This window comes from Agromyces agglutinans (assembly GCF_009647605.1).
Lineage (GTDB): Bacteria > Actinomycetota > Actinomycetes > Actinomycetales > Microbacteriaceae > Agromyces > Agromyces agglutinans.
The window spans coordinates 399,425-423,656 of record NZ_WJIF01000001.1 but is presented as its reverse complement, the minus strand read 5'-3'; the positions used below and the strand labels follow the sequence as shown (position 1 = coordinate 423,656).

The 24,232-nt window shown below is 72.2% G+C and carries 28 protein-coding genes, 2 tRNA genes and 1 riboswitch; of the genes, 18 read left to right on the top strand and 12 right to left on the bottom strand.

Annotation, left to right across the window (positions count from 1 at the left end; genetic code table 11):
• Nucleotides 1–51 precede the first annotated feature (51 nt).
• The 11 genes from gatC to GE115_RS01990 all read left to right on the top strand — a co-directional run bounded on the left by gatC (nt 52) and on the right by GE115_RS01990 (nt 10,159).
• Nucleotides 52–354, top strand: a complete 303-nt coding sequence (gatC, locus tag GE115_RS02040) for an Asp-tRNA(Asn)/Glu-tRNA(Gln) amidotransferase subunit GatC (protein ID WP_153683113.1) — start codon at nt 52–54, stop codon at nt 352–354.
• Nucleotides 351–1,892: an Asp-tRNA(Asn)/Glu-tRNA(Gln) amidotransferase subunit GatA gene (gatA, locus tag GE115_RS02035; protein ID WP_312854805.1), complete on the top strand. Its 1,542-nt coding sequence runs from the start codon at nt 351–353 to the stop codon at nt 1,890–1,892. Before gatC ends, gatA begins: the two co-directional genes overlap by 4 nt.
• Nucleotides 1,892–3,409, top strand: a complete 1,518-nt coding sequence (gene gatB, locus GE115_RS02030; protein ID WP_153683112.1) for an Asp-tRNA(Asn)/Glu-tRNA(Gln) amidotransferase subunit GatB — start codon at nt 1,892–1,894, stop codon at nt 3,407–3,409. The genes gatA and gatB overlap by 1 nt, the downstream gene beginning before the upstream one ends.
• Nucleotides 3,410–3,484: 75 nt before the next feature.
• Nucleotides 3,485–4,255 (top strand): hypothetical protein, encoded by a 771-nt coding sequence (locus tag GE115_RS02025; RefSeq protein WP_153683111.1) that lies wholly within the window; start codon nt 3,485–3,487, stop codon nt 4,253–4,255.
• Between the two features lie 87 nt (nt 4,256–4,342).
• Complete coding sequence (locus tag GE115_RS02020; protein ID WP_312854804.1) at nt 4,343–5,626, top strand: DNA polymerase IV; 1,284 nt, start codon at nt 4,343–4,345, stop codon at nt 5,624–5,626.
• Nucleotides 5,627–5,722: 96 nt separating this feature from the next.
• Nucleotides 5,723–6,058 (top strand): hypothetical protein, encoded by a 336-nt coding sequence (locus tag GE115_RS02015; protein ID WP_153683110.1) that lies wholly within the window; start codon nt 5,723–5,725, stop codon nt 6,056–6,058.
• Nucleotides 6,059–6,103: 45 nt separating this feature from the next.
• Nucleotides 6,104–6,214, top strand: a riboswitch (TPP riboswitch).
• A gap of 36 nt (nt 6,215–6,250) precedes the next feature.
• Nucleotides 6,251–6,889 carry an ECF transporter S component gene (locus GE115_RS02010; RefSeq protein ID WP_312854803.1) on the top strand — a complete coding sequence of 213 codons (639 nt, stop codon included), beginning with the start codon at nt 6,251–6,253 and terminating at the stop codon, nt 6,887–6,889.
• Nucleotides 6,890–6,891: 2 nt separating this feature from the next.
• Nucleotides 6,892–8,376 (top strand): ABC transporter ATP-binding protein, encoded by a 1,485-nt coding sequence (locus tag GE115_RS02005; protein ID WP_153683109.1) that lies wholly within the window; start codon nt 6,892–6,894, stop codon nt 8,374–8,376.
• Between the two features lie 107 nt (nt 8,377–8,483).
• Nucleotides 8,484–9,260, top strand: a complete 777-nt coding sequence (locus GE115_RS02000) for an energy-coupling factor transporter transmembrane component T family protein (RefSeq protein ID WP_376765682.1) — start codon at nt 8,484–8,486, stop codon at nt 9,258–9,260.
• Nucleotides 9,261–9,309: 49 nt separating this feature from the next.
• Entirely contained in the window at nt 9,310–9,858 is a 549-nt protein-coding gene (locus tag GE115_RS01995; protein WP_153683107.1) for a nucleoside/nucleotide kinase family protein, read from the top strand.
• A gap of 43 nt (nt 9,859–9,901) precedes the next feature.
• On the top strand, nt 9,902–10,159 hold the full coding sequence (locus GE115_RS01990) for a hypothetical protein (RefSeq protein WP_153683106.1): 258 nt from the start codon (nt 9,902–9,904) through the stop codon (nt 10,157–10,159).
• Nucleotides 10,160–10,234: 75 nt separating this feature from the next.
• Here the strand turns inward: GE115_RS01990 and GE115_RS01985 are convergent, their stop codons facing one another.
• The 6 genes from GE115_RS01985 to GE115_RS01960 all read right to left on the bottom strand — a co-directional run bounded on the left by GE115_RS01985 (nt 10,235) and on the right by GE115_RS01960 (nt 14,093).
• A complete protein-coding gene (locus GE115_RS01985) occupies nt 10,235–11,479 on the bottom strand; it encodes a D-alanyl-D-alanine carboxypeptidase family protein (RefSeq protein WP_153683105.1) in 1,245 nt (414 codons plus the stop codon).
• A gap of 25 nt (nt 11,480–11,504) precedes the next feature.
• Nucleotides 11,505–11,852, bottom strand: a complete 348-nt coding sequence (locus tag GE115_RS01980; protein ID WP_153683104.1) for a metallopeptidase family protein — start codon at nt 11,850–11,852, stop codon at nt 11,505–11,507.
• Between the two features lie 69 nt (nt 11,853–11,921).
• A tRNA-His gene (locus tag GE115_RS01975) sits at nt 11,922–11,997 on the bottom strand.
• Nucleotides 11,998–12,038: 41 nt separating this feature from the next.
• Nucleotides 12,039–12,662, bottom strand: a complete 624-nt coding sequence (orn, locus tag GE115_RS01970; protein WP_153683103.1) for an oligoribonuclease — start codon at nt 12,660–12,662, stop codon at nt 12,039–12,041.
• A 43-nt stretch (nt 12,663–12,705) separates the two neighbouring features.
• Nucleotides 12,706–12,778 (bottom strand) — tRNA-Arg (locus GE115_RS01965).
• A gap of 70 nt (nt 12,779–12,848) precedes the next feature.
• Complete coding sequence (locus GE115_RS01960; RefSeq protein WP_153683102.1) at nt 12,849–14,093, bottom strand: cation:proton antiporter; 1,245 nt, start codon at nt 14,091–14,093, stop codon at nt 12,849–12,851.
• Between the two features lie 98 nt (nt 14,094–14,191).
• Here GE115_RS01960 and nadE point away from each other — a divergent pair, with 98 nt between their 5' ends.
• Nucleotides 14,192–15,016: an NAD(+) synthase gene (nadE, locus tag GE115_RS01955; protein WP_153683101.1), complete on the top strand. Its 825-nt coding sequence runs from the start codon at nt 14,192–14,194 to the stop codon at nt 15,014–15,016.
• An 82-nt stretch (nt 15,017–15,098) separates the two neighbouring features.
• On the opposite strand, the gene GE115_RS01950 is transcribed toward nadE, so the two are convergent.
• The 3 genes from GE115_RS01950 to mgrA form a co-directional block, all read right to left on the bottom strand.
• Nucleotides 15,099–15,731, bottom strand: a complete 633-nt coding sequence (locus tag GE115_RS01950) for a hypothetical protein (RefSeq protein WP_153683100.1) — start codon at nt 15,729–15,731, stop codon at nt 15,099–15,101.
• Nucleotides 15,732–15,843: 112 nt separating this feature from the next.
• Complete coding sequence (locus GE115_RS01945) at nt 15,844–16,155, bottom strand: hypothetical protein (RefSeq protein ID WP_153683099.1); 312 nt, start codon at nt 16,153–16,155, stop codon at nt 15,844–15,846.
• Between the two features lie 126 nt (nt 16,156–16,281).
• Entirely contained in the window at nt 16,282–17,289 is a 1,008-nt protein-coding gene (gene mgrA, locus GE115_RS01940; protein WP_153683098.1) for an L-glyceraldehyde 3-phosphate reductase, read from the bottom strand.
• A 17-nt stretch (nt 17,290–17,306) separates the two neighbouring features.
• On the opposite strand from mgrA, the gene msrA reads away from it, so the two are divergent.
• The 5 genes from msrA to GE115_RS01915 all read left to right on the top strand — a co-directional run bounded on the left by msrA (nt 17,307) and on the right by GE115_RS01915 (nt 21,390).
• Entirely contained in the window at nt 17,307–17,831 is a 525-nt protein-coding gene (gene msrA / locus GE115_RS01935; protein ID WP_312854802.1) for a peptide-methionine (S)-S-oxide reductase MsrA, read from the top strand.
• A gap of 187 nt (nt 17,832–18,018) precedes the next feature.
• Nucleotides 18,019–18,648 carry a single-stranded DNA-binding protein gene (locus GE115_RS01930; protein ID WP_153683097.1) on the top strand — a complete coding sequence of 210 codons (630 nt, stop codon included), beginning with the start codon at nt 18,019–18,021 and terminating at the stop codon, nt 18,646–18,648.
• Nucleotides 18,649–18,732: 84 nt separating this feature from the next.
• Nucleotides 18,733–19,218: a DUF6993 domain-containing protein gene (locus tag GE115_RS01925; RefSeq protein WP_153683096.1), complete on the top strand. Its 486-nt coding sequence runs from the start codon at nt 18,733–18,735 to the stop codon at nt 19,216–19,218.
• Between the two features lie 5 nt (nt 19,219–19,223).
• Nucleotides 19,224–20,906, top strand: coding sequence for an energy-dependent translational throttle protein EttA (ettA, locus tag GE115_RS01920; protein ID WP_153683095.1), 1,683 nt, complete (start codon nt 19,224–19,226; stop codon nt 20,904–20,906).
• 4 nt (nt 20,907–20,910) lie between these two features.
• Nucleotides 20,911–21,390, top strand: a complete 480-nt coding sequence (locus GE115_RS01915) for an acyl-CoA thioesterase (RefSeq protein ID WP_153683094.1) — start codon at nt 20,911–20,913, stop codon at nt 21,388–21,390.
• A 19-nt stretch (nt 21,391–21,409) separates the two neighbouring features.
• Here the strand turns inward: GE115_RS01915 and GE115_RS01910 are convergent, their stop codons facing one another.
• The 3 genes from GE115_RS01910 to GE115_RS01900 all read right to left on the bottom strand — a co-directional run bounded on the left by GE115_RS01910 (nt 21,410) and on the right by GE115_RS01900 (nt 23,387).
• Nucleotides 21,410–21,913: a DUF2231 domain-containing protein gene (locus GE115_RS01910; RefSeq protein WP_153683093.1), complete on the bottom strand. Its 504-nt coding sequence runs from the start codon at nt 21,911–21,913 to the stop codon at nt 21,410–21,412.
• On the bottom strand, nt 21,913–22,413 hold the full coding sequence (locus GE115_RS01905; RefSeq protein ID WP_153683092.1) for a QcrA and Rieske domain-containing protein: 501 nt from the start codon (nt 22,411–22,413) through the stop codon (nt 21,913–21,915). The genes GE115_RS01910 and GE115_RS01905 overlap by 1 nt, the downstream gene beginning before the upstream one ends.
• 104 nt (nt 22,414–22,517) lie before the next feature.
• On the bottom strand, nt 22,518–23,387 hold the full coding sequence (locus GE115_RS01900) for an acyl-CoA thioesterase (protein ID WP_153683091.1): 870 nt from the start codon (nt 23,385–23,387) through the stop codon (nt 22,518–22,520).
• 84 nt (nt 23,388–23,471) lie between these two features.
• Here GE115_RS01900 and GE115_RS01895 point away from each other — a divergent pair, with 84 nt between their 5' ends.
• Nucleotides 23,472–24,152: a DUF8185 domain-containing protein gene (locus GE115_RS01895; protein WP_153683090.1), complete on the top strand. Its 681-nt coding sequence runs from the start codon at nt 23,472–23,474 to the stop codon at nt 24,150–24,152.
• Nucleotides 24,153–24,232 lie beyond the last annotated feature (80 nt).

The window sequence follows — 24,232 nt, the reverse complement described above, 5'->3', positions numbered from 1 at the left end:
GGCGGCCCCGATAGAATCGACGCATCCCCACCACGACACGTTCGGAGCAGCATGTCTGAAATCAGTGCGGAGCAGGTCGCGCACCTCGCGAACCTCGCCCGCATCGCGCTCACCGAGGAAGAGATCGCGCACCTCACCACGGAACTCGGCCAGATCATGCAGGCCGTCGAGCAGGTGAGCCGGGTCGCGACGCCCGACGTCCCGCCGACCAGCCACCCGATCCCGCTGCAAAACGTCTTCCGCGACGACGTGGTCGGCGACAACGTGCTGACCGTCGAGCAGGCGCTCTCCGGCGCCCCCGAGCACGACGGCGGCCGCTTCGTGGTCTCGGCGATCCTGGGGGAGGAGCAGTGAGCCACGGCGACGAGCTGATCCGCCTGAGCGCCGCCGACCTCGCCGGCCGCCTGGCCGCCGGCGACGTGTCATCCGTCGAGGCGACGCAGGCGCACCTCGACCGCATCGGCGCCGTCGACGGCGCCGTGCACGCGTTCCTGCACGTCGCGGGCGAGCGCGCGCTCGACACCGCGGCCGACATCGACCGCCGCCGCGCCGCGGGCGAGTCGCTCGGCGAGCTCGCGGGCGTGCCGATCGCGATCAAGGACGTCCTGGTCACCGAGGGCATGCCCTCGACGTCGGGCTCGCGCATCCTCGAGGGCTGGATACCGCCGTACGACGCGACGCCCGTGCGCAAGGTCCGCGAGGCAGGCCTCGTGCCGCTCGGCAAGACCAACATGGACGAGTTCGCGATGGGCTCGTCGACCGAGCACTCCGCGTACGGCCCCACGCACAACCCGTGGGACCTCGAGCGCATCCCGGGCGGCTCCGGCGGCGGCTCAGCCGCTGCGGTCGCGGCCTTCGAGGCGCCCCTCGCGCTCGGCAGCGACACGGGCGGCTCGATCCGCCAGCCCGCGCACGTCACCGGCACCGTCGGCGTGAAGCCGACCTACGGCGCGGTGAGCCGGTACGGCTCGATCGCGCTCGCCTCGAGCCTCGACCAGATCGGCCCGGTCACGCGCACGGTGCTCGACGCCGCGCTCCTCCAAGACGTCATCGCGGGCCACGACCCGCACGACTCCACCTCGATCGCCGACCCGTGGCCGTCGATGGCCGACGCGGTGCGCCGGGCCGACGTGGCGGGCCTTCGCATCGGCGTCGTGAAGGAACTGGACTCCGAGGGCTTCCAGGCGGGCGTGCGCCAGCGCTTCCACGAGGCGCTCGACCTGCTCGAGCGCCACGGCGCCGAGATCGTCGAGGTCTCCACGCCGAACTTCGAGCACGCGATCGCCGCGTACTACCTCATCCTCCCGGCCGAGGCCTCGTCGAACCTGGCGAAGTTCGACTCGGTGCGGTTCGGCCTTCGCGTCACGCCCGAGGGCGGCGGCACGGTCGAGCAGGTCATGTCGGCCACGCGCGAGGCGGGTTTCGGCCCCGAGGTCAAGCGTCGCATCATCCTCGGCACCTATGCCCTGTCCGCGGGCTACTACGACGCGTACTACGGCAGCGCGCAGAAGGTGCGCACCCTCGTGCAGCGCGACTTCGAGTCCGCGTTCGCGAACGTCGACGTGCTCGCCACGCCGACCGCGCCGACGACCGCGTTCAAGCTCGGCGAGAAGCTCGACGACCCGCTCGCGATGTACCTCAACGACGTCGCGACGATCCCCGCGAACCTCGCGGGCGTGCCGGGCATCTCGCTGCCCGTGGGCCTCGCACCGGAAGACGGACTGCCGGTCGGCATCCAGTTCCTGGCGCCCGCGCGCCAGGACGCCCGCCTGTACAACGTCGGCGGCGCGCTGGAGCAGCTGCTCCTCGCCGAGTGGGGCGGCCCCCTGCTCGACCGCGCGCCCGCGCTGACCACCCATGAGCTGCTCGCGACCGAGGAAGGCGCCGTCTGATGGCCCGTGTCGAACTGATGGATTTCGACCGTGCGCTCGAGCTCTTCGAGCCGGTCATCGGCCTCGAGGTGCACGTTGAGCTGAACACCGCGACGAAGATGTTCTCGCCCGCACCCAACCCGGCGAACGACGCCAACCACGGCGCCGAGCCGAACACGCTCGTCACGCCCGTGTGCCTCGGCCTCCCGGGCTCGCTGCCGGTCGTGAACGGCGAGGCCGTGCGCAAGTCGATCTCGCTGGGCCTCGCGCTCGGCTGCGAGATCGCCCCGTCGAGCCGCTTCGCGCGCAAGAACTACTTCTACCCCGACCTCGCGAAGAACTACCAGATCTCGCAGTACGACGAGCCGATCGCCTTCGACGGCGAGGTGGAGGTCGAACTCGAGAACGGCCGCGTCTTCCGGGTGCCGATCGAGCGCGCCCACATGGAGGAGGACGCCGGCAAGCTGACCCACGTCGGCGGTTCGACCGGACGCATCCAGGGTGCCGAGTACTCGCTCGTCGACTACAACCGCGCGGGCGTGCCGCTCGTCGAGATCGTCACGCGCCCAGTGGTGGGCGCCGAGGCGGATGCCCCCGCTCTCGCGCGCGCCTACGTCTCCACGATCCGCGACATCGCGCTCTCGCTCGGCATCTCGGAGGCCCGCATGGAGCGCGGCAACCTGCGCTGCGACGCGAACGTCTCGCTGCGTCCGCGTGGCCAGGAGCAGTTCGGCACCCGCACCGAGACGAAGAACGTCAACTCGTTCCGCTCGATCGAGCGGGCCGTTCGGTACGAGATCCAGCGCCAGGCCGCGATCCTCGCCGCCGGCGGTATCATCACGCAGGAGACGCGGCACTGGCACGAGGACACGGGCAGCACGAGCCCCGGTCGTCCCAAGTCCGACGCCGACGACTACCGCTACTTCCCCGAGCCCGACCTGCTCCCGGTGGTGCCCTCGGCCGAGCTGATCGAGGAGTTGCGCGCCGCGCTGCCCGAGGCGCCGGCCGCCCGCCGGCGCCGGCTCAAGCAGGAGTGGGGCTTCAGCGACGACGAGTTCCAGATCGTGGCGAACTCGGGGATGCTCAACGAGCTCGCCGCAACGGTCGCGGCGGGGGCCACTCCCGCCGCCGCGCGCAAGTGGTGGACGGGTGAGATCGCCCGCCTCGCGAACGCCGCCGATCGGGATGCCTCGAGCCTCGTGTCGCCGACGCACGTCGCCGAACTCGCGCAGCTCGTCGAGGCCGGCACACTCACAGACCGCCTGGCGCGCCAGGTGCTCGAGGGGGTCGTGGCCGGCGAGGGCTCGCCGCAGGAGATCGTCGACGCACGAGGGCTCGCGGTGGTCTCCGATGACGGCGCGCTCGTCGCGGCGATCGACGAGGCGCTCGCCGCCCAGCCCGACGTGCTCGCCAAGATCCGCGACGGCAAGGTGCAGGCCGCCGGCGCGGTGATCGGCGCGGTGATGAAGGCGATGCAGGGCAAGGCGGATGCCGCGCGCGTGCGCGAACTCGTCCTCGAGCGCGCGAACGCCGAGTAGTCGGGCAGGCTCACAGCCGGCTCATGGCTGGCGTCGCTAGATTCGTGCTCCCCTTCGAGGATTGACGAGGACACCATGGGATTCCTGGATCGACTCTTCGGCGCACCCGAGCCGCAGCGCCGCCCGGCGCCGCCGGCCCAGCCCGCGCCCCGTGCCATGAGCGACGACGAACTGGCCGTCGAGCGCTACCGCTACCTCCTGCGCACCGCGCCGCCCGAGTCCATCGAGGCGGTGCACACCGAGGCGTTCGCCAAGCTCACCCCCGAGCAGCGCCACCTCGTCTACGCGGGCCTCGTCGACCAGCTGCCGCCGGGCGAGCGCCTCGTCTCCGAGGAGCCGTCGGCGCTCGCGCGCGCGGCCACTCGCGCCGAGCTGCGCCAGCCGGGCACGATCGAGCGCACGATCTCGTCGATCCCCGCTCCGGGCGCACCCGGGTCGGGATCGGCGGCGTTCGACGGCGGCCAGGCCGACGGCCGCGCAGGGTACCCGGGCGCGGGCGGGTACCCGGGCGCCGGGGCTCAGCCGGGCCGTCAGCAGTATGCCGGCGCGCCGAGCTTCGGCTCGATGTTCGCGAGCTCGCTGCTCGGTTCGATCGCCGGCTACGTCGTCGGCTCCGCGATCGTGTCGGCCTTCCTGCCCGACCCGGGCACGCTCGAGGCGGGCGGCGAGGGCGGTGGCGACGCGGGCGGTGACTCGGGAGGCGACTCGGGTGCCGGCGATGCGTCGGCGGACGCCGGTTCGGTCGAGGCATCCGGTGCCGACGCATCGGGCGACGGCGGTTGGGGCGACTTCGGCGGCGGCGATTTCGGCGGTGGCGACTTCGGCGGTGGCGACTTCGGGTTCTGACGCCTGCCGGCGGCCGGGGCGATGCGCCGGGCAGCCGACGCGGGCCCGGCCGGGCGGCCTGTCGGCGGTCGCGGGTAGGGTCGCAGCGTGAGCAAGCAGGACGGCTCGTCGCGCCAGGTGACCACGGGGCCGGTCGACGATTCGGCGACGCCGATCCTGCACGTCGACATGGACGCGTTCTTCGTGTCGGTCGAGCTGCTCTCGCGTCCCGAGCTGCGGGGCAAGCCCGTGCTCGTCGGCGGCACCGCGGGTCGCGGGGTCGTGTCGGCGGCCAGCTACGAGGCCCGCCGGTTCGGCGTGAACTCGGCCATGCCCATGTCGGTCGCCCTCCAGCGCTGTCCGAACGCGATCGTGCTGCGCGGCGACTACCGCAAGTACACCGAGTACTCGAAGCGCGTGATGGCCATCCTCGGCGACCTGACGCCGATCGTCGAGCCGCTCTCGATCGACGAGGCCTTCCTCGACGTGTCGGGCGCGCGACGCCTGCACGGGTCACCCGCCGAGATCGCGTGGACCATCCGCGACCGCGTGCGCACCGAGACCGGGCTCGCCTGCTCGGTGGGCGTCGCGGCCAGCAAGTACGTCGCCAAGGTCGCCTCGAGCCGGGCCAAGCCCGACGGCATGCTCGTCGTCCCGGCCGCCGAGACGCTCGCCTTCCTGCATCCGCTGCCCGTCTCGGCCCTCTGGGGCGTCGGCCGGGTCACCGAGGAATCACTCGCCCGGCTCGGGCTGCGCACCATCGGCGACGTCGCGGCGATGCCGCCCGAAGCGCTCGAACGAGCCGTCGGCCCGGCACTGGCCGGCAGGCTGTCGCGACTCGCCAACGGCATCGACCAGCGCGAGGTCAGCCTCCAGCGCAGCGAGCGCAGCGTCGGGCACGAGACGACGTTCGGGCACGACCTGACCGACCCCGACGAGATCCGCCGGGCGCTGCTCGGCCTGTCCACGAACGTCGCCGCCCGGCTGCGCAAAGCGGGCCTCACGGGCCGCACCGTGGTGCTGAAGCTGCGCTACGGCGATTTCCGCACCGTGACGCGTTCGCGTACGCTCGGCGAGCCGACCGACGTCGCCCGGCGCATCTACGAGGAGGCGGCCGCCGCGCTCGACGACCTCGTGGGCGACGGTGCCCGGGTGCGATTGATCGGCGTGCGCGCCGAGCAGCTGCGTCCGAGCGGCGGCACCGCGTTGTGGGACCCCGACGAGGAGTGGCGCGACGCCGAGCGCACGATCGACCGGGTCGTCGCGAAGTTCGGCCGTGGCGCCGTGAAGCCGGCCGCGCTCGTCGGCCGCGACGGCAGCGGCGCCGTCGCCGGCGCCCGGTTCCGGCGACCGCTCGACGACGATGACGAGAGCGGTCCCGATCGGGGCTGAGCGCCCCACCCGTGTCGCAGCGCACGCCCGCACGTCGTGGCATCCGGCCGCCGTCAAGGGGTGTCGCCGCGTGCGAGCCGCCGGTAGCGTGGCGACATGGCTGAATTCGTCCTTGACCTCGCGGAGAACGTCGCCGGTGTCGGCGTGAAGACCTCGTACGGCGAACCGATCGACGTCGGCGGCACCACCGTTGTGCCGGTCGCGCTCGGCTGGTACGGATTCGGCGGCGGCAGCGGCGCCGACGAGAAGGGCCAGCAGGGCACGGGCGGGGGCGGCGGCGGCGCGTCCATTCCGCTCGGCGCATACGTCGGCCGGGGCGGTGGCGACGTGCGCTTCGAGCCCAACCTGATCGGGCTGATCCTCGCCGCGACCCCGCTCATCTGGGTCACCGGCAAGGCGCTGCGCTGGGTCATCCGCGCCCTCAAGCGCTGACCCGGTCCCCGCCGGCGCGCGTGTGTCGCGTTCGGCGTATACTCGTGCCCTGAACACGGGAGTCCGGTGAGCCGGGCTGAGAGGAAGGTTCTCCAACCTTCGACCGTCGAACCTGATCTGGGTCATGCCAGCGCAGGGAGGGCATCGCATCTCATTCCCGTGCCGCTTTCCTTCGAACGAAAGGGCACGACAGTGCACGCAACCGCATCAGCATCCAGCACGACCGACTCGCGGGCCGCACGGCCGCGCAACCTCCGCTGGAGGGTCGTCGACATCGTCGTCGCCGCCGTGCTCGGCGTCGCGACAGGCCTGCTCTTCCTCTTCTGGAACAACGTCGGCTACGCCTGGTTCTCGGCAGCCGACGCGCTCACGCCCGGCCTCGGCGGCATCGCCGTGGGCATCTGGCTGATCGGCGGCGTACTCGGCGGGCTCGTCATCCGCAAACCGGGAGCCGCGCTGTTCGTCGAGGTCGTCGCGGCGCTCGTCTCGGCGCTCATCGGCAACCAGTGGGGAATCGAGACGCTGTACTCGGGGATCGCCCAGGGGCTCGGCGCCGAGCTCGTCTTCGCGCTGTTCGCCTACCGGCGGTTCGGCGTCGTCCCGGCGATGCTTGCCGGCGCCGCGGCCGGTGCCGCGGCGTGGACGCTCGAGCTCTTCACCTCGGGCAACCTGGCCAAGTCGGCCGAGTTCCTCGGCATCTACTTCGTCGCCGTGGTCGTCTCGGGCGCGCTGCTCGCCGGTCTCCTCGGCTGGATCCTCGTGCGCGCCCTCGCGGCGACCGGTGCGCTCAATCGATTCGCGGCCGGGCAGGCCGTGACCCAGCGGGTCTGACGATGCCCGAGCGGTTCGGGTCGCGTCCCGCCGGCGTCGAGGCGCGCGGGTGGGGCTGGCGGCACGCCGGCCGGATCCGGTGGGCGGTCGACGGCATCGACCTGCGCGTCCACGCGGGTGAGCGAGTGCTCGTGGCGGGTCCGTCGGGGAGCGGCAAGTCGACGTTCCTGCACGCCCTCGCCGGCGTCCACGGCGGGGCGGAGGAGGGCGAGTCACGTGGCACGCTCCTCGTCGACGGCGTCGAACCGTCGGCCGCCCGCGGGCGGGCTGGGCTCGTGCTGCAGGACCCGGACTCCCAGGTGATCCTCGCCAGGGTCGGCGACGACGTCGCCTTCGGGTGCGAGAACCTCGGCGTCACCCGCGAGGAGATCTGGCCCCGCGTCGGCCTGGCGCTCGAGGCCGTCGGGCTCGACGTGCCGCTCGACCGATCGACGAGCGCGCTCTCGGGCGGGCAGAAGCAGCGCCTGGCGCTCGCGGGCGCGCTGGCCATGCGGCCCGGGCTCCTCCTGCTCGACGAACCCACCGCGAACCTCGACCCGCACGGCGTCGCGGAGGTGCGCGACGCCGTCGGCCGTGTGCTCGACGCGACCGGCGCGACGCTCGTCGTGGTCGAGCACCGCCTCGACGTCTGGCTCGAGCTGGTCACGAGGCTCGTGGTGTTCGGCCGCGACGGTCGCCTCGTCGCCGACGGGGTGCCCGACCAGGTGCTCCGCGACCACTCGACGGCGCTCCTCGAGGCAGGGGTGTGGGTTCCCGGCGCGCCCGCCGAGGTCGAGGCGGCACGGCCGCCGCGCACGACGACGGCCGTGCTCAGCGCCGAGCACCTCGCGATCGGCCGCGAGCCCGGTGCGCTCGTGCAGTCCGGACTCGACCTCGACCTGCCGGAGGCGGCCTCGACCGTGCTGACGGGGCCGAACGGCGTCGGCAAGTCGACGCTCGCGCTGACCATGGGCGGGCTGCTCCACCCGATCGCCGGCCGGCTCGCCGCGTCGCCCGGGCTCGCCCGAGGCCTCGCGCCCGAGCCCATCCGGTGGCGCTCGAAGCAGCTCCTCACGCGCATCGGCACCGTCTTCCAGGAACCCGAGCACCAGTTCGTCGCCCGCACCGTGCGCGACGAGGTGGGCGTCGCGGTGCGGGCCCTCGGTCGGCTCGACGCCGCGGCGGCGAGCCGCGTCGACGAGGTGCTGCAACGGCTCCGGCTCGACGCCCTGGCGGAGGCGAACCCGTTCACGCTCTCGGGGGGCGAGCAGCGCCGGCTCACGGTCGCCTCCGCCCTCGTCGCGCAGCCGGACGTCATGATCCTCGACGAACCGACGTTCGGTCAGGATCGCGTGACCTGGACCGAGCTCGTCCGCCTGCTGCGTGAGCTCGTCGACGACGGGACCACGGTGCTGTCGGTCACCCACGACGCAGCCTTCCTGGCTGCGCTCGGCGATCGGCACCTCGAGCTGACGGCATCGTCGGGCGTCGGGCGGAGGGCCGCATGAGCGCCACCGGACAACGCGCAACCGAGACGCCGTCTCCGGCGCGTCGGTCGTCGCCGGAGCGTTCCGGCGCCGCGGCGCCTGCTGCAGCGCCACCCGCGCCTGCCGCCGTGATCGCACGGCCCGGCCGGCTCCGATTCGTCGGCCGTGTGAACCCGGTGACCCGGCTGGCGGCCGCGATGGTGCTCACCACGCCGCTGCTGCTCACCGTCGACTGGGTGAGTGCTGCGGTCGCCCTGGTCGTGCAGCTGGTGCTGTTCGCGTTCGCGGGCGTCACGCCGGGGCTGCTCATGCGCCGAACCTGGCCGATCCTCATCGCAGCCCCGATCGCCGGGGTGTCGATGCTGCTCTACGGCGAGCCTTCGGGCACGGTGTACGCCGAGTTCTGGCTTGCGCGAATCACTGACGGCTCCATCGAGCTGGCGATCGCCGTGACCATCCGCGTCCTGGCGATCGGCCTGCCGGCCGTGCTGCTGTTCCTCGACGTCGACCCGACCGACCTGGCCGACGGACTCGCCCAGGTCTGGCGACTGCCGAGCCGGTTCGTCCTCGGCGCCCTGGCGGGCGCCCGACTCGTGGGACTGTTCGTCGAGGACTGGCGCGCGATGGGCCTGTCGCGTCGCGCGAGAGGCATCGGCGACCACGGCGCGCTGCGCCGGTTCGCCACGATGGCGTTCGCGCTGCTCGTCCTCGCGATCCGACGCGGCAGCAAGCTCGCCACGGCCATGGAGGCGCGCGGATTCGGCTCGGATCATCCGCGCACCTGGGCCCGGCCGTCGACGGTCGGCTGGCCCGACGCGGTGCTGGTGCTGCTCGCCCTCGCGATCGCGGCGATCGCGATCGGCGCGGCGATCGCGGCGGGAACCTTCCACCCGGTGTGGTCGTGAGGCCGTGGATGGCGCTCGCGACCCCGGTGCGGTCGCGAGGAGTGCGTACGTGAGTGGAGCGGCGGCCGCGTTGCCCGGGATCCGGCGCGCCGCGGGCGCGCTCGGGTTGACCCTGATCGCGATCGACGGGGCCAGCGGCGTCGGCAAATCGACCTTCGCGACGGCGCTGGGGCGCACCTGGCCGGGGCACCTGCCCGAGCTCGTGCGCCTCGACGCCGTGTACCCGGGCTGGCACGGCCTCACCGCGGGAGCCGACCTCGTCGGCCGGCGGCTGGTGCGGCGGCTCGCGAACGGCCGCGTCGGAGAGGTCGCCACCTGGGACTGGGCGGCTGATCGGCCCGGCGGGGTCGAGCGCGTCCGCCCGGGCCGCCTCGTCATCGTCGAGGGATGCGGCGCGTTCGCGGCGGTCGAGGGCGTGCCGAGCCTGCGGATCTGGCTCGAGGCATCCGATGCCGAACGGCGGCGCGCCGCGCTCGAACGCGACGCGGGCGCATTCGACCCGTTCTGGGAGATGTGGGAGACGCAGTGGCGGCGGTACGTCGCCCGTGCCGACCCGCGGCGGACCGCCCACGTCGTGCTGCGACGCGTCGGCCGGTGAGCCGGCTCGAGCGCTCGGCGCACCGCAGGACTACGGTGGAGGGATGAGTGCAGAGACCAACGGCGAGTACCTCGCCGAGTTCATCGACGGCCCGCTCGAGGGGGAGTTCGAACGACGCGCGCTGGTCGGCGGCTCGCCCGAGGAGCGCATCGCGCAGGTCGCGGCGGTCGACGGGCTGGAGTCGATGTTCTGGTACGACGCGGTCGAGCATCGCGAGGTCGACGGCGAGGTGCGCGTGCGCTTCCGGTTCGACGCGGGCGACTCCGACCCGGTCGAATTCGACCAGGACGACAACGAGTAGGCCGGCGACAACCCGGCGACAACGGCAGGTCGCTGCAGCGCGGTATCGGGCTGCGGTGCGCGGTGCGCCCGTGCGTCAGCCGGCGAGGTACTCGCCGATGATCGGCCCCGGGTTCGTCAGTCGCCAGAGCGGACCCGGATCCGTGATCGGCGCCGACAGCTCGAGCGGTGATGCGAGTTCGCCCGACGGCGTCGGCACCGCGACCCTCCCGACCGGCGAACCGGCGCCGGCGGTCGTGAACGCGTCGACGTCGACGGATGCCTCGCCGATCGCGGATCCCCAGCCGGCGCTGGTGCGGGTCGCCTGCGCGACGAGGTCGGCGCGGTCGCCCCACGGGGCGACGACCCGGCCGTAGGCCGAGCCCGCGCTGATCACATCGACCGGCTGCGCGGCGGCGACCGCGGAGTCGACGGTGGCCGCGACGGCCGGGTCGAGCGTCTCGTAGTCGGGCATGAGCGTCATCGCCCCGACCAGACGAACCGGTTCGGAGCCGTCGCTCGCCGGGACCTCGGTGGTGAACAGGAAGGAGATCGCCGCCTGGTCGGTGTACGTGCGGGTGAGGGCGCGCACCCCGCGGTCGCCGAGGTGGTCGACGACGTCGGGAACGGTCTTTGCGCCGACCCCGACCGGCGCGTCGCCGTCGAGGATGGCGGCGATGGCGGGGTCGGCGACGGCGAGCCCGGCGAGCTTCGCGAGCTCTTCAGCGGTGCCCACGTTGTCGCCCGAGAGGCCGGTCGCGTCGGCGACGTGCAGCGTCGTGAACCCCTTGGACGCGAGCCAGTCGTTCGCCGCCGCGACGTACTGGTCGATGCTGCCGAACGCCCAGCGGGCGAGGGTGTCGGCGTGGTTGTTGCTCGAGGCGAGCAGCACCGCACGCACGACGTCGCGCTGCGACCACTGCTCGCCGGGGGAGACCTGGAGCGTTCGCGAGTCCTCGGCGCGGTAGTCGAGGTAGCCGGTGTAGTCGGTGGGCCCGATGGCGATCGCGGGGCCCTCGGAGCCGGCAGCGAGCGACAGCGAGTCGAGTGTCGCGAGCAGGGTGACCAGCTTCGCCGCGCCGCCGATGGGCACCGCCTCGGTCGCACCGGCCGTGGCGATGACCGCGGTCTCGCCGTCAGTGCCGACGACGCCGAGCGCGCTCGCACCGTCGGCCGGGAGGGTCACCGCCAGCGCGGACGGCGGGGCGGCGGCGGTCGCGGCGGCCTCGACGGCGACCGCGGGGAGCGGGCCGAGCAGCATCGCCGGACCGTAGACGCCGATGCCGAGGATCGCGAGGGCGCCGACGGAGATGCCGACGATGCGGCCGGGTCTGACGGTCATGCTCACAGATTAACCCGCGCAGCGGTCATGCCCAGCCCAGCTCGTGCAGCCGGTCGTCATCGATGCCGTAGAAATGCGCGATCTCGTGCACGAGGGTGATGTGCACCTCGTCGCGCAGTTCGTCTTCGTCGTCGCAGGCTGCGAGCAACGGCTCGCGGTAGAGCACGATGCGGTCGGGCATCTCGCCGAACCCGTAGCGGTCGCGCTCGGTGAGCGAGGTGCCGTCGTAGAGGCCGAGCAGGTCGAGCGAGCCGTCTTCAGGACGGTCCTCGACGACGAAGACGACGTTCTCGAGGCCGTCGATCATGTCGTCGGGGAGCTGGTCGAGCTCGTCGACGACCAGCGCTTCGAAGGCCTCGGCGTCGAGGTGCATCTCGTGCTCCGATCGTCACCGGGACCCGTCACGGGGATGACCCGGTTGATGGTGACCGCACCGGGCGAGTGGGGTGAGTAACGGGGCTTGAACCCGCGACCTCCTGGACCACAACCAGGCGCTCTACCGACTGAGCTATACCCACCATGCCGACCTCGGTCTCACGACCGAGGCAACTCCACGAGCTTACACCACCTTGGCGTCGAACTCGTTCACGACGGTGGCCGCGAGCTCCTGCAGTTCCTGGCTCGTGGGGCCCGGATCTGCCACGAACACCGCACGCCGGTAGTACTCGAGTTCGCGGATCGACTCGAGGATGTCGGCGAGCGCGCGGTGGCCGCCGTGCTTCGCGGGGGAGTTGAAGAATGCCCGGGGATACCAGCGCTTGGCGAGCTCCTTGATCGACGACACGTCGACGTTGCGGTAGTGCAGGTGTGCGTCGAGACGCGGCATGAACTTCGAGAGGAACGCCCGGTCGGTGCCGATCGAGTTGCCCGCGAGCGGGGCCTTCTGCTCGTCGGGCACGTGGGCGAGCACGTACTCGAGCACCTGGTACTCGGCGTCGGCGACGCTCACGCCGTTGGGGATCTCCTCGATGAGCCCGGACTCGGTGTGCATCGCCCGGACGAACTCGCCCATCGACTCGAGCGCGCTCGCATCGGGCTTGATGACGATGCTGAGGCCCCCGTCGACCGGCTTCAGGTCGTAGTCGGTGATGACGACGGCGATCTCGACCAGTTCGTCGACCTCGAGGTCGAGCCCGGTCATCTCGCAGTCGATCCAGACGAGTCGGTCGGTCGCAGCTGCCATGGCGGCGAGTCTACCGGGACGTGCCGACACGGCCGTCGCACGGTGCCCCCGGCAGGAATCGAACCTGCGACCGTCAGATTAGAAGGCTGCTGCTCTATCCGCTGAGCTACGGGGGCCGACCCCGACAGCTTACCGAACCGCGGATGCGGCGGGCTTCGGAGGCCGAATACGGCGACGGAACGGCGCTCAGCCTTCCGTCGGCACGAACACGTCGCCGTCGGAGACGCCCGGCGGCGGGGCATCCGTCGACGGGGCATCCGGTCGTCGCCGGCGCAGGACCAGGGCGACCAGCGGGAACACGAGCACCGAGCACATGCCGGCGCCGACGAGCGACGAGGCGATGCCGCTCGTGAGCACGCCGTCCTCGACGCCGATGGCGGTCACCGCGACGATGATCGGCAGGGCGGTCGCCCCGAGCAGCGCGGTCGCGGCGCGATCGCGGAACGAGGCGCCGGGCGGCGCGGCGAACGACGACGGGATGCCTCGGATGACGAGGAACAGCGCGAGGAACACGGGGATGAGCGCGAGCGCCATCGGGTCGGAGGTGAGCGCGGCGAGGTCGAACGTGACTCCGGTGTTGATGAAGAAGAACGGCACGAGCAGGCCGTATCCGACCGCCTCCAGCTTGCCCTCGACCACCTCGACGTCGTGCTCGGGCGCGCCCGACAGCAGCAGCCGGTAGATCACCCCCGCGGTGAACGCGCCGAGCAGCATGTCGAGTCCGAGGACGATGCTGAGCGCGACGAGCGCCAGGAGCACCAGCACGACCAGTCGGATCGCGAATTGTCCGCTCGTGTGCAACGTCTCGGTGATCGCACGGTGCAGGCGCTTGCCCACACCCCGCGAGGCGAGCCAGATGCCGAGGCCCGCGATCACGGCGAACGCCAGCACGACCAGCGCCGACGTGAGCGGTTGGCGACTGCCGAGGAAGAGCGAGATCGCCAGGAGCGGCCCGAACTCGCCGATCGCGCCGACCGCGATCGCCGCGACCCCGAACGGCGACTTGAGGTCGCCGGCGTCCCGAAGCACCGGCATGATCGTGCCGAGCGCCGTCGAGGTCAGCGCGACGCCGATGAAGACCGCTGCGGTCGGCGACGGGGCCAGCAGGAGTGCGATGCCGATGCCCAGCACGAGCGAGGCGAGCCACCCGAGACCGGCACGGCGGATCGGGCGCCCGCGGATCGCGCGGAAGTCGATCTCGTTGCCCGCGAGGAAGAACAGCATCGCGAGGCCGAAGTCCGAGAGGGCCTCGGTGACCTCGCCCGGTTCGATCCAGCCGAGGACGGCCGGTCCGAAGACGAGTCCGAGCACGATCTCGAAGACGACGAGCGGGATCGCGACGACGCGACCGACGAGGCGCACGAGCAGCGGCGCCGAGACGGCGATCAGCGGGAAGAGCAGCAGCGTGCCCACCGAGATGTCGAACTCCATGGACGTTCCCCCTCCGCCGCCGTGCGCACCGATGCTATCGGCGCGAGCGCGCCGAACCGCGTTGCGTGCCCGAAACACGCCCGGAGTAGGGTCGAGGCATGCGCGACCTGCAGGCCTCGATCATCGACGAACTCTCCGTCCGCCCGACCATCGACCCCGCCGAGGAGGTGCGCACGCGAGTCGGATTCCTCGTCGACTACCTCCGCGCCTCGCGCGCGAAGGGCCTCGTACTCGGCATCAGCGGCGGGCAGGACTCCACGCTCGCCGGGCGGCTGTGCAAGCTGGCCGTCGACGAGCTCGTGGCCGAAGGCGTTCCGACGCGCTTCGTGGCCGTGCGGCTCCCGTACGGCGTGCAGCGCGATGAAGACGACGCACAGCTCGCGCTGTCGTTCATCGATCCGCAGGAGCAGGCGTCATTCGACATCCGCGGCGGGGTCGACGGCGTGGCCGCCGAGTACGCGTCGGCGATGGGCGCACCCATCAGCGACTTCGGCAAGGGCAACGTCAAGGCCCGCCTGCGCATGGTCGCGCAGTACGCGATCGCCGGGGAGGGCGGACTGCTCGTGGTGGGCACCGACCACGCGGCCGAGGCCGTCACGGGGTTCTTCACGAAGTACGGCGACGGCGGCGCCGACGTGCTCCCGCTGACCGGTCTGACCAAGCGCCAGGGGCGCGCGCTGCTCGAGCACCTCGGCGCGCCCGAACGGCTCTACCTGAAGACGCCGACCGCCGACCTGCTCGACCACGACCCGGGCCAGTCAGACGAGGCGAACCTCGGCCTGGCGTACACCGACATCGACGACTACCTCGAGGGCCGCGAGGTCGACCCGGCGGTCGCCGACCAGATCGAGGCGCGCTTCCTCTCGACGCGGCACAAGCGCACGGTCGCGGCGTCGATGTTCGACGACTGGTGGCGCGCCTGATCGGAGGCATCGCCGCGGGCGTCACGGCAGAGCCTTGCGGCGGCCGGTCCGGCCACCGGCGCGGCCGCCGTCGCGTCCAGGTCTAGGGGCGGGCGCTCGGCGCCGGCGCCGGATCGGTCGGCAGCCCGGCGGGCAACTCGGCCGTCTGCTGGTAGCGCTCGTGGTGCTGCTCGGCGACCCACTCGTCCTGCTGGGCGACGAGCTCCTGCTCGGGCGCCACACGCTCGGCGCGCCATCGCGTGAGGTCGTTCTGGAACTGCCGGCGGGTGCGCGACGGGTGGCGCTGCCACTCCAGCATCCGGTCGCGGAATTCCGCGACGGCGGGGTCGAGCTGGTAGCCGAACGTCGCCGAGGCGCGCTTCAGTTCGTGCAGCTGGTGCGCGGCCCAGTTCGCGGCGACGTCGGAGCCGCGGATGGGCAGCAGCCGAACGTGGATGTCGGCCTGGCCGACCGCGCGATCGGCCAGCACCTGCTCTTGGGGGGTCAGCGAGTTCCAGACGGATGCCTCGGTCGCGGCATCCACCAGGGCGGCGATCGCCGACGCGCGCAACTCGCGGTCGCGCTGGGCGACGACCCGCTTGACGGCCGCGGTGGCGATCCACGCGGCGAGCAGGCCCGCGACGACGACCGCCACGAAGAGCACGCCCGCGGCGAAGAGCGTCGGCTGCGCCTCGCTCGACTCGATCCAGGTCATGAAGTCGTTCCACCACTGCATGAGCGCAGGCTACCGGCGCGTGCGCTGCGCCGACGCGATCCGCGACGGCGTGCCGGAAGGGCGTGCCGGAAGCCTCCGCGAGCGGGAACGCGCGCTGGGGGAGTGGCCGGCCTCAGCGGAACACCTCGGCGGCGTCTCGAGGGCTCCAGAACTCGCCGAGGTCCTGTGAGCGCACGAGCCCGGGCAGCAGCCGCCGCGACCGGTACCGTTCGCCGCCGGCGACCGGGCGGCGCTCGATGTGGCCGAGGAGGGTGCCGTCTGCGGTCGCGACCCGCCAGAGGCCGCTCGCGGCGGGCGTGAAGCGCAGGCCGGGGACCTCGCCCGGGTAGGCCTCGCGCGCCGGGACGGCACGCCCGGGCCCTGCGGGCGAGGCCATGACGGGCAAGGCCCCGGCGGCGGTGGTCGTCGTCGTCGTCGTGGTCATGGACATCGAGGATGCTCCCTTCATCGCGCAGCCGGCCCTGCTCGATTCGAAGATAGCTTCGACCGCCGACATCCGAGCGACGCCGGGGCATCGACCCCGACGCCGGGGCATCCGCCCGGATCGGTACTACCCGAGTACGGTGCCGTCCGCCGCGAACGGCTCGATGCGTGCGATCTCGTCGTCGGTCAGCGGCGCGGCGTCGAGGGCGGCCACGTTCTGCTCGAGCTGGGCGACGCTCGAGGCGCCGATCAGGGCGCTGGCGATCTGCGGCTGGCGCAGCACCCAGCTGAGGGCGAGCTGCGCGAGCGACTGTCCGCGCTCCTTCGCGACCGCGTCGAGTGCGCGGGCGCGCTCGAGGTACTCCTCGCTGATGCGCTCGGGGGAGAGGAACCGGCTCGTCGCGGCGCGGGAACCTGCGGGTACGTCGCCGCCGAGGTACCGGTCGGTGAGCAGGCCCTGGGCCAGCGGCGAGAACACGATCGCCGAGGCGCCGACCTCGTCGAGGGCCTCGAACAGGCCGTCCTCGATGTGCCGGTCGAACATCGAGTACCGGGGCTGGTGGATCGTGAGCGGGATGCCCTCCGCGGCGAGCGCCTCAGCCGCGCGGCGCGTCTGGTCGGGCGAGTAGTTCGAGACGCCGACGTAGAGCGCTTTGCCCTGACGGACGGCGCTCGCGAGCGCGCCCATCGTCTCCTCGATGGGCGTTTCGGGGTCGGGCCGGTGCGAGTAGAAGACGTCGACGTAGTCGAGGCCCATCCGGCCGAGGCTCTGGTCGAGCGACGCGAGCAGGTACTTGCGCGAGCCGCCGTCGCCGTAAGGACCCGGCCACATGTCGTAGCCCGCCTTCGTCGAGATGATCAGCTCGTCGCGGTAGGGCTTCAGGTCGGTCGCGAGGAGGCGGCCGAAGTTCTCTTCCGCGCTCCCGGGAGGGGGCCCGTAGTTGTTCGCCAGGTCGAAGTGCGTCACGCCCAGGTCGAACGCCCGTCGCACGATCGCACGCTGCGTGTCGAGGGCGCGTTCGTGCCCGAAGTTGTGCCAGAGGCCGAGGGAGAGCGCGGGCAGCACGAGGCCGCTGCGCCCGACCCGGTTGAATCGCATGTCGTCGTACCGCTCGGGGCGGGCGAGGTAGGTCATCCCGATACTCTAGGACGGTGGAGAGCTTCGTTCTGGCCGGTGGCTGCTTCTGGTGCCTCGACGCCGTCTACCGCACGCTCCGCGGCGTGCACGACGTCGTCTCGGGCTACACGGGCGGCACGACGCCGCACCCCTCCTACGAGCAGGTGTGCACCGGCGCGACCGGCCACGCCGAGGTCGTGCGCGTCGAGTTCGACCCCGACGCCATCCCGCGCGAGGTGATCCTCGACGTGTTCTTCACGCTCCACGATCCCCGCCAGCTCAACCGCCAGGGCGCCGACGTGGGCGCCCAGTACCGTTCGGCGATGTTCTTCGACGGCGACGCGCAGCGCGAGCTGTTCGAGCAGGCCCGCGACCGGGCGTCAGAGTGGTGGGAGGGCGAGATCGTCACGACGATCGAACCGCTCGGCGAGTTCTTCCCGGCCGAGGAGTACCACCAGGACTTCTTCGCCAAGAACCCCGGGCAGGGGTACTGCCTGGCCGTCGCGCTGCCGAAGGTGAACAAGATCCGCCGGTCGTACGCAGAGTACGTCGTCGCCTGAGGCGCGGGTCCGCTCCTGCACACCGCCGGGCGCGCGGTGATCGTCCACGGGTGGGCGCCGCCGCCGATCGGATGACTCCGCGGGGCGCCAGTCTCTGAGCACGCGGCATCCGGGGCGATACTCCGGCACGAGCGCTCCGGATGCCGCGAGCCGCCACTCCGGGCGGCGATGCATCCGAAGGAGCGACATGTCCGACCAGATCACCGTCACGGGCGTCGTGGGCAGCGACCCGCGCGCCATCACCACGCCCCAGGGGCTGCCCATCACCTCGTTCCGCCTCGCCTCGAGGCGCCGCTACTTCGACCGCGCCGCGGGCACCTGGCAGGACGGCGAGACCAATTGGTACACGGTCTCCGCGTTCCGCCAGCTCGCCTACAACGCGGGCGCGTCGGTGCGCAGGGGCGAGCGCGTGATCGTGCACGGCCGGCTCAAGCAGCGCGCGTGGACCGCGGGCGAGAAGTCCGGCACCTCGGTCGAGATCGAGGCCGACACGATCGGCCACGACCTCGTCTTCGGCATCACCCAGCTGCGCCGGCTGCAGCCGCCGCGCGACGGTGAGCAGGTGGATGCCTCGGCCGGCGCCGGGGCGCAGGTCGGCGCCGAGGCGCGCGAGGGGGAGCAGCAGCTCGAGACCCACGCTGCGACCGAGGGCTCGTCGACGGGGTACGACGCGTATCCCGCGTTCGGCGAGGGCGCCGCGATCGACGCGGAGCTCGATGCCGACGTCGACGACGCCGATGACGACCAAGCCGACCGGGTCGACGACGACGATGCGGCCTCCGGTCTCGAGGCGGAGTTCGCCGGGTTCGCGCGCTGAGCGCCGGGCGGCTCCCGTCGCCCGGCCGTGCCGACCGAATAGACTCGGCACGGGCGGGCAGGCGGCCGCCGGAACAGGGGAGACATGGCCAGGCTTCGCCGCAGCACGACGGCTCCGGCGCTCGCCGGGGCCGCCCTCGTGCTGGCCCTCGCCGGATGCTTCGGCGGCGCCCCCGAGCCGACGGCGACCACGTCGCCCACGAGCGCCCCGCGGCCGACGCCGACGGAGACGCCGCCCCCGACGTTCGCGCCCGAGCTCTCGGCAACCGAGAACCTCGACTTCTTCGACCACGTCAACCAGGGCGTGGTCGCGGCCGACCCGGCCGCCGGCGGCCGTGCCTTCATCGACGCGCTGGCCGCCGCCGGCTTCGACAAGGCGGCCATGCAGGTCACCGCCGATACGACGACGCTCGGCGAGGCCGCCGACTCGGTCCAGTTCGCGGTGGCGTTCCAGGGCGAGTGCCTGGTCGGCCAGTACGGTCCGAAGTCGGGCGGCTACCACGGAGCCGTTCGTCCCGCACTCGGCACGGGCGGCTGTCTGATCGGGCAGACGCGCCCCATAGACTGGTAGGCGACATGGCAGATTACATCTACTCGATGGTTCGCGCCCGCAAGGCGGTCGGCGACAAGGTGATCCTCGACGACGTCACGATGGCGTTCCTCCCCGGCGCGAAGATCGGCGTCGTCGGTCCGAACGGCGCGGGCAAGTCCACGATCCTGAAGATCATGGCCGGCCTCGACCAGCCCTCGAACGGCGAGGCGCGGCTCTCGCCCGGGTACTCGGTCGGCATCCTCATGCAGGAGCCCGAGCTCGACGAGTCCAAGACGGTCCTCGAGAACGTCCAGGAGGGCGTCGGCGAGATCAAGTCCAAGATCGACCGGTTCAACGAGATCTCGGCCGCGATGGCCGACCCCGACGCCGACTTCGATGCGCTCCTCGCCGAGATGGGCGTGCTGCAGGAGGCGATCGACGCCGCCGACGCGTGGGACCTCGACTCCCAGCTCGAGCAGGCGATGGACGCGCTGCGCTGCCCGCCCGGCGACACGCCCGTCTCGGTGCTCTCCGGCGGTGAGAAGCGTCGCGTGGCCCTCTGCAAGCTGCTGCTGCAGAAGCCCGACCTGCTGCTGCTCGACGAGCCCACCAACCACCTCGACGCCGAGAGCGTGCTCTGGCTCGAGCAGCACCTCGCCAAGTACCCCGGCGCCGTGCTCGCCGTCACCCACGACCGGTACTTCCTCGACCACGTCGCGGAGTGGATCTGCGAGGTCGACCGCGGCCGGCTGTACCCGTACGAGGGCAACTACTCGACCTACCTCGAGAAGAAGTCCGAGCGCCTCGAGGTGCAGGGCAAGAAGGACCAGAAGCTCCAGAAGCGCCTGAAGGACGAACTCGAGTGGGTCCGCTCGAACGCGAAGGGCCGCCAGGCCAAGTCCAAGGCGCGACTGGCCCGGTATGAAGAGATGGCGGCCGAGGCCGAGCGCACGCGCAAGCTCGACTTCGAGGAGATCCAGATCCCGCCGGGGCCGCGCCTGGGCGACGTCGTCCTCGAGGTCAAGAACCTCGAGAAGGGCTTCGGCGACCGCAAGCTCATCGAGGGGCTCTCGTTCTCGCTGCCGCGCAACGGCATCGTCGGCATCATCGGCCCGAACGGCGTCGGCAAGTCGACGCTGTTCAAGACCATCGTCGGCTTCGAGCCGATCGACGGCGGCAGCGTCAAGGTCGGCGACACCGTGAAGATCTCGTACGTCGACCAGTCGCGCTCGGGCATCGACCCGAACAAGAACCTCTGGGAGGTCGTCTCCGACGGGCTCGACTACATCCAGGTCGGCAAGACCGAGGTGCCGAGCCGCGCGTACGTGTCGACGTTCGGATTCAAGGGCCCCGACCAGCAGAAGCGCGCCGGCATCCTCTCGGGCGGTGAGCGCAACCGGCTGAACCTCGCGCTCACGCTCAAGCAGGGCGGCAACCTGCTGCTGCTCGACGAGCCCACCAACGACCTCGACGTCGAGACCCTCTCGAGCCTCGAGAACGCGCTGCTCGAGTTCCCCGGCTGCGCCGTGGTCATCACCCACGACCGGTGGTTCCTCGACCGCATCGCGACGCACATCCTGGCCTACGAGGGCACCGACGAGAACCCGGCCAGCTGGTACTGGTTCGAGGGCAACTTCGAGGCGTACGAGCAGAACAAGGTCGAGCGACTCGGCCCCGACGCGGCGAAGCCGCACCGCTCGACGTACCGCAAGCTCACCCGGGACTGACCGGATGCGCCTGCACGTGCCGACGCCGCTCCGATGGAGCGACCTCGACGCGTACGGTCACGTCAACAACGCCCGGATGCTGAGCCTCCTCGAGGAGGCTCGCATCCAGGCGTTCTGGGTGAACGACGACGGCACGGCCGAGCACGCGGTCGGCAGGTCGACCGCCGTGATCGACGCGTCGCCCGGGGCGACCACGTTGACGCTCATCGCCCGTCAAGAGGTCGAGTACCTCGAGGCGATCCCGTACCAGCGACTCCCGCTCGACATCGAGCTCTGGATCGGTCGCATGGGCGGTGCGAGCCTCGAGGTCTGCTACGAGGTGCACTCACCGGTCGGCGCCGAGCCGCGCACGCTCTACACCCGGGCGGCCACGACGATCGTGCTCGTCGACGCCGCGACCGGCAAGCCGCGCCGCATCGGCGAGCACGAGCGCGCCGCCTGGGAGCCCTACCTCGAGGCGCCCGTGGAGTTCCGCCACCGCTGAGCCGGGGCCCTGTCGCTCCTCACTCCAGCGGCTCGTCGCTGAACCCGCCCTCCCATACCGCTCGGCTGCCCGACTCGCCGATCTGCACGATCGTCCACGTGGCGCCGGCGCCGACGACGAGGGCTGCGAGCGTGAGCACGACGCTCGCGCCGACGACCGCGCCACGGCCGATCGAGCGATCGCGCCGCCGAGCGACGAGCTCGAGCACCGACCACGCCGCGAGGGCCGCGGCGACCACCGCGATGGCGATGACCCACGGCACGATGTCCTCGCCCTGTGCGGTGTGCTCCTGGATCAACGGCGCCGGCGGCACGCGCTGCTCGAGCCACTTGCCGGCCTCGATGGTGACCAGCGCGAGCGGCACCAGCACCGCGGCGCCGACCAGGCAGGGCGCCCAGAGCACCCGGCGTGCTGCGGGCCAGGCACCCGCGACGACGAGGGCGAGTGCGAGCAACGGCGTCGCCACGATGACGACGTGCACGAGCAGGACGTGCAGCGGCAGATCCTGGAAGACGTAGTCCATCAGCTTCCCGCGACGACCTGGTCGCCCTCGACGCGCACCTCGATCGGGTTCAGCGGGTCGAGTGCGGGGCCCTGCATGACGTTACCGGTGGCGGCCTCGAACACCGACCCGTGGCAGGGGCACTCGAAGACATCGCCCGCGGCCGCGACCACGCACTGCTGGTGCGTGCAGATCGCGCTGTACGCCACGACCCGGCCCGCTTCGGGCTGCGCCAGCAGTGCCGGCTCGCCGTCGATCTCGACGGCGATGCTCCCGCCGACGGGCACCTCCGACAGCGCGGCGATGCCGGCGGCTCCAGCCCCGGCCCCGGCATCGGCGCCGGGCTCCGTCGACGGCGCCGCATCGGCGGAAGCTGGTGGCGTCGTCGACGCCGTGGCATCCGTCTCGGTGGGCGTCGACCCGTCGGCCGCGCAGCCGGTCAGCACCAGCGCGCCCCCGAGCGCGCCGGTTCCGCCGATCGTCAGCACCGTCCGCCGAGTGAGTTCCGTGGCATCCGTCATCGTGCACCGCCCCCTCGCCGTGCGACCGCGCACGGCACCCGTGGAGCCATTCTGGCGCGAACCGGCCGGGAATCGGCGGATTGCACAGGAACCGCCCAGACGGGTCAGCCGCGCGGCGCGCGCACCATGCCCTCCTGGGCGACGGAGGCGACGAGGAGCCCCTCGCGCGTGTAGATGCGCCCGAGCGACAGCCCTCTGCCGCCGCTGGCCGACGGGGACTCCTGGGTGTACAGCAGCCAGTCGTCGACCCGCGCGTCGCGGTGCCACCACATCGCGTGGTCGAGGCTCGCGACCTTCAGGCCGGGGGTCGCCCACGGCAGGCCGTGCGCTCGCAGCACCGGCTCGAGGATCGAGTAGTCGCTCGCATACGCGAGCGCGGCCCGGTGCAGCTTCTGGTCGTCGGGCAGCCGGCCGATCGCCTTCATCCAGACCGCCTGGCGGGGCACGTGCTCGCCGTCGACGCGCAGGTAGATCGGCGACGGCACGTGCCGCACGTCGAACGCGCGCTCGCTCGACCAGTACTTCGCGACGTCGTGCTCGATGTGGCCGATGACCTCGGCGGTCGAGGGCAGCGACTCGGGGTCGGGCAGGTCGCCGGGCAGGTCGGCCTGGTGCTCGAGGCCCTCGTCGTCGGTCTGGAACGACGCGATCAGCGAGAGGATCGGGACGCCGTGCTGGAACGCCTGGGTGCGCCGCGTCGAGAACGACCGGCCGTCGTGGATGCGGTCGACGGAGAACGTGATGGGGTGCGCCACGTCACCCGGGCGCAGGAAGTAGCCGTGCATCGAGTGCAGGTGCCGGTCGGGCTCGACGGTGTTGGTCGCGGCGATCAGCGACTGGGCGAGCACCTGGCCGCCGAACACGCGGCCGGTGGGCATCCACTGCGAGGGGCCCGTGAAGATGTCCTCGTTGGTTCGCGCGCCGGTGTCGGTCAGGCGCAGGGTGCTCATCAGTCCGTCGATGGGACCGTTCATCGTTCCTCCGTCGGTGCGCGGCGCACGCGGGCCGTGCGGCCGCTGGCGGAGGCCGCGGCGCTCCGTTGGTAGTTTAGACAGGAGATGGTCCAGCAACTGACGCTTGCCGACAGCCTTTCGCTCGGCGACCTGCACACCTACCTGCAGCGGGCGGGTCGCGTCGAAGACGGCTCCGTCCGCCTCATCGCGGGCTCCGGCATCCTCGCCGTGTACACCGCGATCCTGTACCCGCGCGGCATCCTCGACGAATCGCCGACCGTCCTCGGCCTGCGCACCTTCGGCCTGGTCGACACCGAGGACTTCGACGCCGTGGTGCCCATGCGATCGCTCGTGGAGCGCATCGTGCGGGCGCGCGGCGAGTTCGGCGAGGACGACGAGTCGCGCCCGGTGTCGATGTCGAGGCCGCCCGAGGTGAACACGGTCACCTGGGCCGGCATCTCGCCGCCGCGGGGCGGCTGGTTGCCGATCGGGCAGACGGATGCCCCGACCCTCGAGTCGGCGGCACGCGCGGGCATCGCCGAGGTCGCGGAGGCGATTCCCGACGGCACGGGGGAGCAGCTCGTGCAGCGCGTGCGCAGCGAGGTCTGGGGGCGCGGCGTCGACGGCATCGAGTACGTGCCGGCGGGTGCGGCGTTCGCCGCCTACAGCCTCGGCTTCCTCGGCGACGACGCGATCCAGGTGTTCGAGACGGGTCCGTGGACCCGGCTCAGTTCGCGGCGCGGGCACGTGCTCGTGCGCCGCAAGCCCTGGACCCTGAAGTCCTGACCGCACCGGGGGTCTCGATACGCGTGCTCCTTCGTCGCGCGCTCCTCGACCGCCGAGCCCGGCGCGACCTCGTGCGCGGC